General features: G+C 68.7%; 14 protein-coding genes. 5 read left to right on the top strand and 9 right to left on the bottom strand.

What is annotated here, in order from left to right; genetic code table 11:
• Positions 1-2 precede the first annotated feature (2 nt).
• On the top strand, positions 3-644 hold the full coding sequence (locus ACWGE0_RS37500) for a response regulator (protein WP_452265621.1): 642 nt from the start codon (positions 3-5) through the stop codon (positions 642-644).
• On the opposite strand, the gene sthA is transcribed toward ACWGE0_RS37500, so the two are convergent.
• Positions 645-2,060 (bottom strand): Si-specific NAD(P)(+) transhydrogenase, encoded by a 1,416-nt coding sequence (gene sthA / locus ACWGE0_RS37495; RefSeq protein ID WP_452265620.1) that lies wholly within the window; start codon positions 2,058-2,060, stop codon positions 645-647.
• A gap of 83 nt (positions 2,061-2,143) precedes the next feature.
• Here sthA and ACWGE0_RS37490 point away from each other — a divergent pair, with 83 nt between their 5' ends.
• Positions 2,144-3,187, top strand: coding sequence for a 2-oxoglutarate and iron-dependent oxygenase domain-containing protein (locus ACWGE0_RS37490; protein ID WP_452265619.1), 1,044 nt, complete (start codon positions 2,144-2,146; stop codon positions 3,185-3,187).
• On the opposite strand, the gene ACWGE0_RS37485 is transcribed toward ACWGE0_RS37490, so the two are convergent.
• Complete coding sequence (locus ACWGE0_RS37485) at positions 3,153-4,157, bottom strand: hypothetical protein (protein WP_452265618.1); 1,005 nt, start codon at positions 4,155-4,157, stop codon at positions 3,153-3,155. The two genes, ACWGE0_RS37490 and ACWGE0_RS37485, sit on opposite strands and share 35 nt — an antisense overlap.
• 144 nt (positions 4,158-4,301) lie before the next feature.
• On the opposite strand from ACWGE0_RS37485, the gene ACWGE0_RS37480 reads away from it, so the two are divergent.
• The gene (locus tag ACWGE0_RS37480) at positions 4,302-4,970 is read left to right on the top strand and encodes a DNA alkylation repair protein (protein WP_452265617.1); all 669 of its coding nucleotides are present in this window, start codon (positions 4,302-4,304) and stop codon (positions 4,968-4,970) included.
• A gap of 175 nt (positions 4,971-5,145) precedes the next feature.
• Complete coding sequence (locus ACWGE0_RS37475) at positions 5,146-5,709, top strand: GNAT family N-acetyltransferase (protein ID WP_452265616.1); 564 nt, start codon at positions 5,146-5,148, stop codon at positions 5,707-5,709.
• Here ACWGE0_RS37475 and ACWGE0_RS37470 read toward each other — a convergent pair.
• The 7 genes from ACWGE0_RS37470 to pheS form a co-directional block, all read right to left on the bottom strand.
• On the bottom strand, positions 5,678-6,175 hold the full coding sequence (locus ACWGE0_RS37470; RefSeq protein ID WP_452265615.1) for a hypothetical protein: 498 nt from the start codon (positions 6,173-6,175) through the stop codon (positions 5,678-5,680). The genes ACWGE0_RS37475 and ACWGE0_RS37470 overlap by 32 nt on opposite strands.
• Positions 6,176-6,457: 282 nt before the next feature.
• On the bottom strand, positions 6,458-6,817 hold the full coding sequence (locus tag ACWGE0_RS37465) for a hypothetical protein (RefSeq protein ID WP_452265614.1): 360 nt from the start codon (positions 6,815-6,817) through the stop codon (positions 6,458-6,460).
• A complete protein-coding gene (locus ACWGE0_RS37460) occupies positions 6,814-7,278 on the bottom strand; it encodes a hypothetical protein (RefSeq protein WP_452265613.1) in 465 nt (154 codons plus the stop codon). Before ACWGE0_RS37460 ends, ACWGE0_RS37465 begins: the two co-directional genes overlap by 4 nt.
• The gene (locus ACWGE0_RS37455) at positions 7,275-7,664 is read right to left on the bottom strand and encodes a hypothetical protein (protein WP_452265612.1); all 390 of its coding nucleotides are present in this window, start codon (positions 7,662-7,664) and stop codon (positions 7,275-7,277) included. The genes ACWGE0_RS37460 and ACWGE0_RS37455 overlap by 4 nt, the downstream gene beginning before the upstream one ends.
• Before the next feature lie 3 nt (positions 7,665-7,667).
• The gene (locus ACWGE0_RS37450) at positions 7,668-8,108 is read right to left on the bottom strand and encodes a hypothetical protein (RefSeq protein WP_452265611.1); all 441 of its coding nucleotides are present in this window, start codon (positions 8,106-8,108) and stop codon (positions 7,668-7,670) included.
• A 221-nt stretch (positions 8,109-8,329) separates the two neighbouring features.
• Complete coding sequence (gene pheT, locus ACWGE0_RS37445; protein ID WP_452265610.1) at positions 8,330-10,807, bottom strand: phenylalanine--tRNA ligase subunit beta; 2,478 nt, start codon at positions 10,805-10,807, stop codon at positions 8,330-8,332.
• Between the two features lie 5 nt (positions 10,808-10,812).
• The gene (gene pheS / locus ACWGE0_RS37440; RefSeq protein ID WP_452265609.1) at positions 10,813-11,880 is read right to left on the bottom strand and encodes a phenylalanine--tRNA ligase subunit alpha; all 1,068 of its coding nucleotides are present in this window, start codon (positions 11,878-11,880) and stop codon (positions 10,813-10,815) included.
• A 134-nt stretch (positions 11,881-12,014) separates the two neighbouring features.
• Between pheS and ACWGE0_RS37435 the strand changes: the two genes are divergently transcribed.
• On the top strand, positions 12,015-13,772 hold the full coding sequence (locus tag ACWGE0_RS37435; RefSeq protein WP_452265608.1) for an HSP90 family protein: 1,758 nt from the start codon (positions 12,015-12,017) through the stop codon (positions 13,770-13,772).
• The last annotated feature ends 1 nt before the right edge of the window (position 13,773 follow it).

Below are 13,773 nucleotides of genomic sequence, written 5' to 3'. Positions count from 1 at the left end.
GCGTGATCCGAGTCCTCATCGCCGACGACGAGACGTTGATGCGTGCCGGGATCCGCTTGATCCTGGAGAACGACCCCGAGATCACCGTGGTCGCCGAGGCGGGCGACGGCAGGCAGGCCGTCGAACTCACCCGAGCCCACCAGATCGACGTCGCGTTGCTCGACATCCGCATGCCCGGCGGCGACGGTCTCAAAGCGGCCGAGCAGATCGCCAAGGACACCAACGTCGTCATGCTCACGACGTTCGGCGAAGACTCCTACGTGGCGCAGGCGATGAAGGTCGGCGCGACCGGATTCCTGCTCAAGGACACCCCGCCGCAGGAGCTGATCAACGCCGTCCGCAAGGCGGCGCGGGGCGAACCGATCCTCGCCCCGCAGATCACCAAGCGCCTGATCGAACGCCACCTCACCGCGCCGGACGACGGGTCGGAGGCGCGCCGCAAGATCGACACGCTCACCGACACCGAGCGCAAGGTGCTCAGGCTCGTGGGCGAGGGGCTGTCCAACACCGAGATCGGCGAGCAGCTCTACCTGGCGACCGGCACGGTGAAGGCGCACATCAGCCGGATCCTGCCCAAGCTGGAGTGCGCCAACCGCGTGCAGGCCGCCATCGTGGCCCACGACGCCGGGCTGACCCGGTCGTGATCACTGGGTCGTGAAGCGGTCCAGGGCGCGAATCTTGTTGGTGGCGTCCAAAGCAGCGACCTTGTAGGCCTCGGACAGCGTCGGGTAGTTGAAGACCGTGTCGACGAGGTAGTCGACCGTGCCACCACAGCCCATCACGGCCTGGCCGATGTGCACCAGGTCCGTCGCTCCGGTGCCGAACACGTGCACACCGAGGATCTTGCGGTCCACAGTGGACACGAGCAGCTTCAGCATGCCGTACGCGTCGCCGACGATCTGACCGCGCGCGAGCTCGCGGTAGCGGGAGATGCCGACCTCGTAAGGAATCGCGGACGACGTCAGCTCGGTCTCCGTCGCGCCGCAGTACGAGATCTCCGGGATCGTGTAGATGCCGATGGGCTGCAACGCGGTCAGATCGTGCACCGGCTCGCCGAACGCGTGGTACGCGGCCAGCCGGCCCTGGTCCATCGACGTCGCGGCCAGCGCCGGGAAGCCGATCACGTCACCGACGGCGTAGATGTGCTCGACCGGCGTGCGGTAGTGCTCGTCGACACTCAGCCGGCCGCGGTTGTCGGACTCCAGGCCCGCGGCGCCCAGGTCCAGCCTCTCCGTGGTGCCCTGGCGGCCAGCCGAGTACATGACCGCGGCGGCCGGGATGCGCTTGCCGGAGGCCAGGGTCGTGATGGTGCCGCCCTGGGAGACCTGGACGTTCACGACCTTCTCGCCGAAGCGGAACGTGACGGCCTGGTCGCGCAGGTGGAACTTCAACGACTCGACGATCTCGGGGTCGCAGAAGTCCAGCATCCTCTCGCGCTGCTCGACGACCGTCACGCGGGTGCCCAGCGCGGCGAACATGGAGGCGTACTCGATGCCGATCACGCCGGCGCCGACCACGACCAACGACGACGGGATCTCCTGAAGCGCGAAAACCTCGTCGGAGTCGAGGATCCGCTCCTCGTCGAAGTCCACCACGGACGGACGGGCGGGCGTCGTGCCGGTCGCGATCACGATGAACTCGCCGGTGATCGTGGTGTGGTCGCCGCGGTGACTTCCGTCCACCGCGATGGTGTGCTCGTCGACGAACCGGCCGAAGCCGTTCAGGAGGTCGACGCCGTTGCGGTGCAGTTGCGCACGCACGACCTGGACCTCGCGGCCGATCACGTGCTGCGTGCGGGCCATCAGGTCGCTGATCGTGATGTCCTGCTTGACGCGGTAGCTCGCGCCGTACAGCTCGCGCTGGCTCATGCCCGTCAGGAACATGACGGCCTCGCGCAGGGTTTTCGACGGGATCGTGCCCGTGTTCGCACAGACGCCGCCGACCATCTCCTGTTTGTCGATGATCGCTACGCGCTTGCCCAGTTTCGCACCCGCGATCGCCGCCTTCTGGCCACCAGGGCCAGAGCCGATGACGATCAGGTCGTAGTCGTACGGCGTCATGGTCCGCAGCCTACTAAGACGGATCCGATTCCACCCCTGAACGAAATATGAACCCTATGGCCACAAGGTTCGTTCGTTGGGCCATGACCGAACTCAGCACCTTCCGTCTGCCCGAGGCCGTCACCGGCTCGGACGACGACGTCGACCTCGGCCGCCGGCTGATCGCAGCCTGGCAGGCCGACGGGATTCTGCAGATCGCGACCGACGCGGTGCAGGACCGGAAGACCGAAGAGGCCATGGCGGCCAGCAGACGGTTCTTCCACGGTTTGACCCTCGAAGAGAAATCACGGCTCGTCAGCGACCTCACCTACGCCGGTTACATCGCGTCCGGCGAAGAGGTCACCGACGGCATCGCGGACTATTCGGAGATCTTCACGGTCTGCAAGGACGTTCCGCTCGACGACTCGCGCGTCGCCGAGAAGTGGCCGTGTCACGGACCGGTGCCGTGGCCCGACAACGGCTACCGCGACGCCATGGGCGAGTTCATGGCGATGCTCGGCGACGCCGGCGAGAAGATCCTCAAGCTCACCGCACTGGGCTTCGGGCTCGACATCGACACCTTCACCAGGCTGACCGCCGACGGCTGGCACCACATGCGGGTGCTGCGCTTCCCCACCAGATCCGAGACGGTCGACCGCGGCATCGGCGCCCACACCGACTACGGCATGCTCGTCCTGGCCGCGCAGGACGACGTCGGCGGGCTGTACGTCCGTCCACCGATCGAAGGCGAGGAACGGCCGCGCAACTGGCTGGCCGACGAGTCGGCCGCCGGGTGCTTCCAGGACGCGGAGGGCTGGAACTTCGTCGAACCGGTCCAGCACGTCTTCACCGTGTTCCCCGGCGACATCCTGCAGTTCCTCACCGGCGGCGAGCTGCTTTCCACGCCGCACAAGGTGCTGCTGAACAACCGCGAACGGTTCACGATGGCGTACTTCCACGAGCCGAACTTCGAAGCCGTCGTGCGCCCGTTGGACGATCCCCACGGGGATGACGTCATTCATTACGGAACGCACTTCACGAACATGTTCATGCGCTGCTATCCCGACCGCGTCACGACGCAGCGCATCCTCGACGAGGAACGGCTGACCGTGCTCAGCGAACTCCGGTCCGGGATTCGCCACTCCTGAAGGGCACGATCAGGTCGATCAAGCGGGCCGTGGCGCGGTACTCGGCGACACGGTCCGCGAACGGCCGTTGCACGATCTTGCGCACCGAGTCCTTCGACAACCGCTCGTAGGCCGGAACGGTGTCGTTGCTGAGGAAGTCCCACCGGGCTTCCCGGTCCGCGTAGTTGAACGCGGGCAACGGACCGCCGAACAACGGCCGGTACCGCGCCGGGGTCTTCCCGCCCGGCACCGGCATCGGACCGGCCACCGTGATCGCGTACGTGACGATCTCACCGGGCGGCAGCAACCGGGACCGCATCCGGTCGAACTGCTCGGCGATCACCAGGTTCTGCTCGCGCGACGAGAACTCCATGACGGCCTGCGCCGGATCCGCCCACGCCGCGGTGGTGGCCGGGTCGATGATCCCCGCGTCGCGCATCTCCTCCACGGCCTTGATCCCACCGTGCAGGTAGGCGGCGTGCATCGCGCCGAGGTCCATGAAGATGTGCTTCTGCATCGACATCAGCATCGACGAGAACCAGCGGAGCTCCGGCACGGTGCCGAGGTCGAGCATGCCCGCGGCGAACGCGGGTGCGCCGATGTTCGCGAAACCCATCCACCGCAACGTGTCCGGGTGCGTGACGTACAGCCGCGCGTAGAAGTCGTAGACGGCGAAGATCGTCGCGCGGTTGTGCTCGGCGGAGCGCTGCGGGTCCCACTCGGACAGAGGCACGCCCGCGTCCTCGGCGGCGCGGACGATCCAGTACTGCCACAGCAACGCCTGGAACCGGGCCGGCGCGATGCCCTTGCCGCGATAACCGTCCAGGGCGCGCTCGATCGTGGCCCGGTCGTACGGCAGGTCGGGGTGGACTCCACCCCGTTCTTCGCCGTTTCCGTTGACCAGCGGCAGATCGAGGTAATCCACCGTCTCCGCCTTGGTGGCACCCATGCTGGTGAGCACGAGCGCCGCCACAACCATGAGCACGCGCATGAATGCGAATCGTAGTCGCGTCCGACGGGCTTTCCGTTCACACACACGCTCGGACAAGCAATGCTTTGCGTGTTCGTTAGCACTCTGCGCGCGAATGGGCCATCGATCTCAACGGCCTACTCCTTCTGCCTATACGGTGTTCCAGTGAGCCTTGAGGTTTCCTTGATCCAGGCGGTCCGGGCAGGACTGGAGGAACTCGCGAATCCCGCGAAAGCGCCGGAGATGCAGGCGTACATGAAGTCCGAGATGCCGTTCCTGGGCGTGCCGAAGCCGGAGCGGGTGACGCTGATGAAGTCACTGCCGGTGCTGACCGATCGGGACGAGTGGCTCGAAGCCGTGCAGACGTTGTGGCGCGAGGCGACCTATCGCGAGGAGCGGTACGTTGCGTTGTCGCTGAGCGGGGACCGTCGCTTCCAGTCGGTCGAGCTGATGCCGTGGTTCGACGAGATGATCGTGACCGGCGCGTGGTGGGACTACGTGGACGAGATCGCCGCTCGTCGCGTCGGGCCGTTGCTGCGGTCGGCGCCGGAGATCGTCCGGCCTTTGATGCTGAAGTGGTCCGTCGACGCGGACAAGTGGCGGCGGCGGACGTCGATCATCTGCCAGCTCGGGGCCAAGGGCGCGACCGACGTGGAACTGCTGACCGCGTGCGTCGACGCCAACGTGGACGATCGCGACTTCTTCCTGCGCAAGGGGATCGGGTGGGCGCTGCGGGACTTCGCGAGGACCGAACCGGGATGGGTGCGCTCGTTCGTGGAGTCCAGGCCCGGCCTCTCCCCTCTGTCCAGGCGCGAAGCCCTCAAGCACATGTAGTGCTGTCACCGCCAACCTCCGCCGCGTCTTCCGGTGCTCAGCAGGGCGCCTCGCGGCACCGGCCCCACGCCCACAGCCAACCAGGATGAGGACGTGGGGCCGGCACCACGATGCACCCGTCTGAGCAGCGGAATACGGGGCGAAGGCTGACGGTCACAGCACTAAGGTGCGTCTCATGGAAGGCAAGCACGTACGACTGGAGCCGCTGTCGCCCGATCACGCCGAGGGACTCTTCGAGGCCACCCAGGACCCGGAAATCTGGACGTGGTTGCTGAGCAGCCAGCCGCGCAACGTCGCGGAGATGCGCGGATGGATTCTCGCGGCGGAAGGCCAGCGCGAGGCGTTCGCGCAGATCGAGGTCTCCACCGGACGCGTGGTGGGGACGACGTCGTTCTACGAGGTGGCGCCGGAGCACCGCAGGCTGGTGATCGGCTACACGATCGTCGGCAGCGCGTGGCACGGCACGGCGATCAACCCGGAGGCCAAGTTGCTGTTGCTGTCCGAGGCGTTCGAGGTGCGCGGCGCGTTGCGGGTGGCCTGGTACACCGATGCCTCGAACATCCGCTCGCAGCGGGCCATCGAGAAGCTCGGCGCGGTCCGGGACGGGGTGCTGCGCGCGAACGTCACGCGGCCGGACGGGTCCCAGCGCGACACGGTCGTCTACTCGATGATTCCTGCGGAATGGCCGACGGCGCGTGAGCGGCTTCTTAGCCGTGTTTCGCGCGACCCGAGTAAGTGAGCGGGAAGACGAGCTCGGCACACGCCGACGGAACATCCGTGGCGACCTGGACCTTCATGGTGACCTCGACCGCGCCTCCGGCGGGGATCTCCACGATGTCGGTGAGCGGGACGACGGTCAGCACGCCGGCGGGACACGCCGCGACGCGCTGCTGGGTGGCGTCGAGCGGCTGACCAGGAACCGCGGACAGGCTCTCGACGATGATGTCGACGGGGTTCGGGTTGGACAGCCGCACCGTGCGCTCACCCTCGGCACCTGGTGTGAGTTCCACCGCGGCGCCGGAGATGTCGTTGATTTCAAACGGCTTCAGCTGCAGCGTGTCCGACTCGCCGCTGCTCACGGAGTACGCCATCGCCGGCAGCTGCTGCTCGGGCCACGTCAGATGCATGGCCGCCACGACAGCCGCGCCGACCATGAGGATCGTCAACGACACGGCGATCTCAAGGCGCGGTCCCAGACTACGCATGGCGCAACTCTCCAGAGTTGTTGCTCCAGGCGGTGGGTTCGCCTCTAGCTCCCCACCGGACCGGCGACCAAACTCGCCCGGTGGTTCATCGCTTCGCCCCTCGGCCCTAGCGGGCCGCGTCGCCAATCTTGGAGAAGCTTCACGTACTGCGCAAGCGTCCGACGGTTGCCGTTTTCCCTGTGTAATGCGGGACCTTTGGCACCTTGACAGCTACGCAGGGCTACCACCTGCTGGTTTGATCCCAAATCCCGATCTCCGGGACTCAGCCGATCGTATGAACTTTCATGAACAATTTATCTGCGTGTAGTTGGTCGACCAGCTGCCGACCGTGGCCTGCACCCGAACCCGGCTGATCGAGTCAGGCACTGAGTACGTCAGAGCGGACGTGGTGCCGCTGTTGGAGTACGGCGCGTTGGCCCCGTTTCCCTGTTGCCACAATACTGTGTACATAGAAGCGCCCGGCACCGCCTCCCACTTCACGACCGCGGGGCTGCCCTGCACGCACGAAGTGATCACCAACGGCTGCACGGTCCCGGCCTTGGCCTTGGCCGTTCCGGGGGCGCTCGTCTGCCAGGCCGCCGAGGCGGGCTGTGCCGCGAGCAGGCACAGCACCGCGGCTCCCGCGATCACGGGCCGTTTCATGCGCCGGTCCCGCTCGCGATCGTGACGAGCACCGGGACGTCGATAGCCGCGCCCTGGCAGGAGTTCGCCGCGCTCAACGCCATCGACACCGTGAACGTGATCGCGACCGGACCGCTCTGGGCGGCCAGCTGGGTGCCGGGGAACCGCTCGGCGAAGGAGACGCCGCACGTGGCGGTGCCGTTCGGCGCGATCGACGTGACCGTCACCGGGTACGGGTTGGGGTTCGACACCGTGACGACGGCGCTGCCGCTGCCGCCGGGGTAGAGCAGACCGGTGGTGACCGCGCCGCCGGTCACCACCGGAGCCAGTGCGGTGCCCGCCTTCGTGGTGGCGCTGCCGGTGCCGGAACTGGTCCAGGCGGCGTAGGCGACGCCGGAACCGAGCGCGGCCGTCATGACCGCGAAGACGATGACACCCCGGCGGACGTACCGCCTCCGGACGAGTTCCCTGAAGCTGATCATGGCTTGATGGCCGTTCCCGAGTAGGTGAGGGGGAAGACGAGGTTCTTGCAGGCGTCCGGGGCCGTGCGGGCCATCCGGACGGTGAGGTGCACGTCGGCGGAGCTGTTCTTGGCGATGAGGACCGGCGCCGCCAGGGCGTCCACGGTCACCGTGTTCGCCGGGCAGTTCGGGGAGGGTCGCCCGACCGAGGTGTCGAGCCGGGTGACCTTGATGGCCTGGTTGTTGGGGTTGGTGACCCGGACCTGCCGGGTCACCGTCCCACCGGGGACCAACCCCGTCGCGGCGCCGGCGTCCGCGATCGTGAACGCCTTGGCGGGGCTGTCCGCCGCGCTCGACACCGGCGAGAGCACCAGCAGCGCGGCGAGCACGATCAGGGCGCGGCGCATGACTCAGGCGGCCGAGACGAGCGCGGCGGTCAGCGGCAGCGTGAAGGTCTGGGACTTGCAGTTGTCCGCGGCGTCGGCGTTCATCGTCGCCTGCAGCGTGTAGGTGCCGGACTCACCGGCGGCGATCGTGCCCTGGTTGCTCACGGCCGGGCTGGTGACGGTGCCCGCGGCACAGCCGTCGGCGGTCAGCTGCGAGGCGCCCGCGCTGATCGACGTGACCGCGACCGGGTAGCCGTTCGGGTTGTTGATCGTCACCTGGAAGCTCACGGTGGCGCCGGGGTACAGGCCGCCCGCGCCGTTGACCGGGCTGATCGTCGAGTTGACGCTCGCGGTGGAGCCGACCGAACCGGAACCGGCGCCGGTGCTGGACCAGGCGGCGTAGGCGACGCCTCCGCCGACGGCGAGGACGGCGACTGCTGCGATGACTGCGGTGCGCTTGCGCATTTGGTTCTCCTGGGGTGGTGCTCGGTGGGTACGGCACCAAGTTTGAAGAACCTTCAATCACTACACAGCGTGCACAAGACACCAGAACAAGGGCCCGGCAGGCACTGTTGTCATCGCGCATGGATCGGCTACCCGCGCACGCGGACTAGAGGTCAGGGCACTCATGACGCAGAAAAGCCCGGGATTCACGAAGAATCCCGGGCTTCACCAAGTGTAACCGATCAGGCGCGGAGGGCTGCACCCAAACGTTCGGCGGCGGCTGCGACGGCCGCATCGCGAGCATTCGTCGCTTCTTCCACCGTCAGCGTGCGGTCCGGCGCGCGGAACCGCAAGGAGTACGCCAACGACTTCTTGCCCTCGCCCGCCTGCTCGCCCGTGTAGACGTCGAACAGCCGGATGTCCTCCAGCAGTTCACCGGCCGAGCGGCCGAGCACCTCGGACACCGACTGCACCGGCACGGAGGCGTCCACGACGAGCGCGACGTCCAGCAGCACCGGCGGGTACGCCGACACCATCGGCGCCGGGCGGTGGTCGTCCAGCGGGAGGGCGTCGAGGTCGAGTTCGAACGCCACGGTGCGCTTGGGCAGGCCCAGGGCCTCGATCACCTTCGGGTGCAGCTCGCCGGCGTGACCGACGGGCCAGTCGCCCACGCGGAGTTCGGCACAGCGGCCGGGGTGCCACGGGAGCAGGTCGGAAGCCACGACGCGCAACGACACGCCGTAGGCCTCACCGACGCGGCGGGCGGCCTCGACGGCGTCCGACCAGGTGGCCATGCGGCCCTTGCCCCACCAGCCGGCGAGCTCGCGGTGGCCCACCAGCACACCCGCCACGTGCAGCGGCTGCTGCGGCAGCGCGGCGAGCATCGACGCGACCTCGGCCTCGGTCGGCTTGCGGTCGACGCCCAGGGACGGCACCGGAACCTGTTGCGCGCGCGGCAAAGTCACCTGCGCGATGTTGTACAGCGCGACGTCCTTGGCACCACGGGCCAGGTTCCGTTGGAGCGTCTCCAACAGCCCGGGCAGCAGGGTGGTGGCGAGGACGTTCTTGTCCGCCTCCAACGGGTTCAGCACGCCGACCGTGTTGCGGCGGATGTCCTCCGCGGCCAGGCCGAAGCTGTCGAACACCGACGGGTCGATGAACGGGAACGGCTTGACCTCGACGAAACCGTCCTCGGCCAGCGTGCGCCACACGGTGCGGCGACGGCGCTGCTGTTCGGTCAGGCCGCGGCCGGCGGGGGCGGGCGGCAGCACCGAGGGGATCGTGTCGTACCCCTCCAGCCGCAGCACCTCCTCCACCAGGTCGGCGGGCTGCACGAGGTCCGCGCGCCAGGTCGGCGGCACGGCCGTGACGATCGTCTGGCCGTCGTCCGAGGTGGTCACGGAGACCTGGCAGCCGATCTGGCCGAGCCGGCGAGCGGTGACGCCACGGGCGTAGCGGACGCCCGCGATGCGGTCCGGCAGGTCGATCGGCATCGACACCGGCTCGGGCAGCGTGGCCCGGCCGACGTCGGTGCGGCCCGGCTTGATCTGGCCCTCCGCGTAGTGGTTGAGCAGCTTCGCCGCCCGCTCCAGCGCCACCGGCGCCAGCGCGGGGTCGACGGTGCGCTCGAAGCGCTTCGCGGCCTCGGACGGCAGCTTGTGCCGGCGGACCGTGCGCGCGATGGACGCCGGGTCCCAGTTCGCGGCTTCCAGCAGGATGTCCGAGGACGCGTCCTGGACCTCCGTGGACGCGCCGCCCATGACACCGGCCAGTGAGATCACGCCGGAGTCGTCGGCGATCACGATGTCGTCGGTGTCGAGCGCGCGCACCGAGTCGTCGAGCGTCGTGAGCTTCTCGCCCGCGTGTGCGCGCCGGACCGTCAGCGCGCCGGAGAGCGAGGAAGCGTCGAACGCGTGCAGCGGCTGGCCCAGTTCGAGCATCACGTAGTTCGTGATGTCGACCGGCAGCGAGATCGAGCGCATGCCCGCGAGCATCAGGCGGCGGATCATCCACCACGGCGTGGGCGCGGTCGGGTCGACACCGGTGACCCTGCGCGCGACGAACCGCGAGCAGGCGGCGCGGTCCTCGATGTGGACGGGCCACACCTCGCCCTCGGCCTCGGGGATCTCGATCACGCCGGGGTCGCCGAACGGCACGTCCAGCGCGCAGGCGATCTCGCGGGCCAGGCCGCGGACCGAGAACGCGTAGCCGCGGTCGGGGGTCGGCGCGAGCTCGATGACGGTGTCGTTCAGGCCGAGCAGCTCCAGCGCGTCGTCGCCGGGCTGCGCGGTGCCGGTGGGCAGCACGAGGATGCCGGAGTGGTCGTCGCCGATGCCGAGCTCGTCGGAGGCGCAGATCATGCCCTGGGACACGCGGCCGTACGTCTTGCGCTCGGCGATCGTGAAGTCGCCCGGCAGGACGGCGCCGGGCAGCGCGACGACGACCGAGTCGCCCTCGACGAAGTTCGTGGCACCGCAGATGATCTGGTTGACCTGCTCGGGGCCGACCTCGACCTTGCAGTAGCGGATCGGCTTCTTGAACTCGGTGAGCTCCTCGATCTCGACGACGCGACCGGCGACGATCGGGCCGGTCACGGGACCGAGCGGGCTCACCTCCTCGACCTCGATGCCGATGCGGATGAACGCCTCGGCGAGCTCGTCGGGCGTGGGGACTTCGTCGAAACCGAGGTGTTCGACCAGCCAGCTGACCGGGACTCGCATCCGGCTCAGGCCTCCGTTCCGAATGGCTGGGTGAAGCGGACGTCGCCCTCGACCATGTCCCGCATGTCGGGCAGGCCGTTGCGGAACTGCAGGGTCCGCTCGAGGCCCATGCCGAACGCGAAGCCCGAGTAGACGTCCGGGTCGACGCCGGTGGCGCGCAGCACGTTGGGGTTGACCATGCCGCAGCCGCCCCACTCGACCCAGCCGGCGCCGCCCTTCTTCTCCGGGAACCAGACGTCGACCTCTGCCGACGGCTCGGTGAAGGGGAAGAACGACGGGCGCAGGCGCGTCTTGGAGTCCTCGCCGAACATCGAACGCGCGAAGGCGTCCAGCGTGCCCTTGAGGTGGCCCATGGTCAGGCCCTTGTCGACCGCGAGGCCCTCGACCTGGTGGAACACCGGGGTGTGGGTCGCGTCGAGCTCGTCGGTGCGGAACGTGCGGCCGGGGCACACCACGTACACCGGCAGCTCGCGGTCGAGCAGCGTGCGGGCCTGCACCGGCGAGGTGTGCGTGCGCAGGACGAGCGCGGAGTCGGACGGCGCGATGTAGAAGGTGTCCTGCATCGAGCGGGCCGGGTGGTCCTTGCCGAAGTTCAGCGCGTCGAAGTTGAACCACTCGGTCTCGAGCTCGGGGCCTTCCGCGATCTCGTAGCCCATGGCGACGAAGACGTCGCCGATGCGCTCGGCGAGCGTGGTGATCGGGTGGCGCGCGCCGCGCGGGAAGCGGTCCCACGGCAGCGTGACGTCGACGGACTCCTCGCGCAGCACCCGCTCGTCGCGCTCGACCTGGAGCACGGCGAAGCGCTCGTCGAACGCGGTCTTGATCGCGGACTGCGCCTCGTTCACCCGCTTGCCGGCGTCGGCCTTCGCCTTGGGAGGCAGTGCACCGATCTCGCGGCGGGCCAGCAGCACGGGCGACCGGTCACCGAGATGGCCCGGCTTGACCGCCGCCAGGGCCTCGAGGTCGGCAGCTCCGGCGAACGCCTCGCGCGCCTTCTGCACAGCGGCGTCGAGGTGCTCGGCCGACAGCGCCGCGACCTGCTTCGGGTCGTACGGGTCGTTGGCTCCGGACATGGTTGGTGGACAGCTCCCGTCACGGACTTCGGAAATCAACAGGCCGATCCTAGTCGGTGACGTGTTGACCTCTCCCGGACGTTCCGTTAAAGAGCGGCACCGGCCCCTTACGCGTCCCTAGGATGGGCGGCATCATGTCGCACACCTTCCGCGTCGACCTGCGCGGCATCATCGACCTGCTCAGCCACCACCTGTACAGCAGTCCGCGCGTCTACGTGCGGGAACTGCTGCAGAACGCCGTCGACGCGATCACGGCGAGGCGTGAGCTCGACCCGTCCTGCCCGGCCGAGGTCACGATCACCTGCGGTCCGGAGCTCAGGATCACCGACACCGGAGTGGGCCTCACCGAGACCGAGGTGCACGAGCTGCTGTCGACGCTCGGCCGCACCTCCAAGCGCGATGACCTGGGGTTCGCCCGTGAGGGGTTCCTCGGGCAGTTCGGCGTGGGCATGCTGTCGTGCTTCCTCGTCGCTTCTTCAGTGACAGTCATCACGCGGTCCGCTCGCGGTGGTTCGGCGGTGCGCTGGGAAGCGGATTCATCGGGCAACTACACGGTGTCCGAAGTGGACACAGCGGAGGTCGTACCGGTCGGCACGACGGTGGTGCTGACCGCGTCGCGCGGCAGCGAGCACTGGCTGGAGGCGGACGTCGTGCGGCCGTTGGTGAGCGACTACGGCGACCTGCTCCCGGCCGCCGTGACGCTGGACGGCGCGGTGGTCACGCGGGGCGAACGGCCGTGGGACGACGAAGACGCCGATCTGACCGAGTACTGCGAGCAGACCTTCGGGTTCAAGCCGTTCGAGGCGATCCCGATCGAGGTCGAGGCCGCGGGGCTGACCGGCGTCGCGTTCGTGCTGCCGGAGGGCGTGCACCCCGGGACGCGGCAGACGCACCGGGTGTATCTGAAGCGAATGCTGGTCGGTGACAACGTCGAGGGCCTGCTGCCGGACTGGGCGTACTTCGTGCGGTGCGTGGTCGACGCGTCCGCGATCCGGCCGACGGCGTCGCGCGAGTCGCTGTACCAGGACGAGATGCTGCTGGCGGTCCGCGAGGAGCTGGGCGAGCAGATCCGCGACTGGCTGATCAGGCTGGACGCGATCGAACCGCGCCGCGCCGGTGAGCTGCTGGCGGCACACCACCTGGGCATCAAGTCGCTGGCGCGCTCCGACGACGAGATGCTGCGGCTGGTCGAGCGCTGGCTGCCGTTCGAGACCACGGACGGCGCGATCCCGTTGCGGCAGTTCAAGCGCAAGCACGGCGCGATCCTCTACATCCCGGACGTCGACGAGTTCCACCAGCTGGCACCGGTCGCGGCCGCGCAGGGACTCGGGCTGGTCAACGCCGGGTACGCCTACGACATGGAGCTGCTGAACCGGCTCAGTGCTTTGGACGGCCCCGCGGTCGCGCGCCGGGTGGCGCCTTCCGAGCTGCTGGCGGCGCTGGCCGATCCGGAGCCGGACATCGAGACGGCGTTGCGGCTGCGGCTGTCCGAGGCCGCGGCGGCGCTGGACCGGCACGACTGCGACGCGGTGATCCGCGACTTCGACCCGGTCTCGTTGCCCGCGCTGCTGATCAGCAACGCCGAGCAGCAGCGCAAGCTCGACACCGAGCAGACCGCCGAGGAGACGACGGACCCGTTGTGGGCGGAGCTGCTCGGGCAGCTGACCGCCGGCTCGGACTCCTCCCGCGCGGAACAGCTGGTGCTGAACTGCCGCAACCCGCTCGTGCAGCGCCTGGCCCGGTTGACCGACCCGGCGCTGGTCGAGCTGACGCTGGAATCTCTGTACGTGCACGCCGTTCTGCAGGCTCGGCGAGCGATGCGACCGAAGGACACGGCGGCGCTGAACCGCTCGTTCCTCGAACTTCTCGACCGCGCCGTTGGGGGTAAGTGAT

The organism is Lentzea sp. NPDC054927, from assembly GCF_053610285.1.
This window is presented reverse-complemented; position numbering and strand designations above follow the sequence as displayed.

Coding starts and splice junctions, on each gene's coding strand:
- sthA (WP_452265620.1), bottom strand. CDS start 2,060: ATGACGCCGTACGACTACGACCTGATCGTCATCGGCTCTGGCCCTGGT.
- ACWGE0_RS37490 (WP_452265619.1), top strand. CDS start 2,144: ATGACCGAACTCAGCACCTTCCGTCTGCCCGAGGCCGTCACCGGCTCG.
- ACWGE0_RS37485 (WP_452265618.1), bottom strand. CDS start 4,157: ATGCGCGTGCTCATGGTTGTGGCGGCGCTCGTGCTCACCAGCATGGGT.
- ACWGE0_RS37475 (WP_452265616.1), top strand. CDS start 5,146: ATGGAAGGCAAGCACGTACGACTGGAGCCGCTGTCGCCCGATCACGCC.
- ACWGE0_RS37470 (WP_452265615.1), bottom strand. CDS start 6,175: ATGCGTAGTCTGGGACCGCGCCTTGAGATCGCCGTGTCGTTGACGATC.
- ACWGE0_RS37465 (WP_452265614.1), bottom strand. CDS start 6,817: ATGAAACGGCCCGTGATCGCGGGAGCCGCGGTGCTGTGCCTGCTCGCG.
- ACWGE0_RS37460 (WP_452265613.1), bottom strand. CDS start 7,278: ATGATCAGCTTCAGGGAACTCGTCCGGAGGCGGTACGTCCGCCGGGGT.
- ACWGE0_RS37455 (WP_452265612.1), bottom strand. CDS start 7,664: ATGCGCCGCGCCCTGATCGTGCTCGCCGCGCTGCTGGTGCTCTCGCCG.
- ACWGE0_RS37450 (WP_452265611.1), bottom strand. CDS start 8,108: ATGCGCAAGCGCACCGCAGTCATCGCAGCAGTCGCCGTCCTCGCCGTC.
- pheT (WP_452265610.1), bottom strand. CDS start 10,807: ATGCGAGTCCCGGTCAGCTGGCTGGTCGAACACCTCGGTTTCGACGAA.
- pheS (WP_452265609.1), bottom strand. CDS start 11,880: ATGTCCGGAGCCAACGACCCGTACGACCCGAAGCAGGTCGCGGCGCTG.
- ACWGE0_RS37435 (WP_452265608.1), top strand. CDS start 12,015: ATGTCGCACACCTTCCGCGTCGACCTGCGCGGCATCATCGACCTGCTC.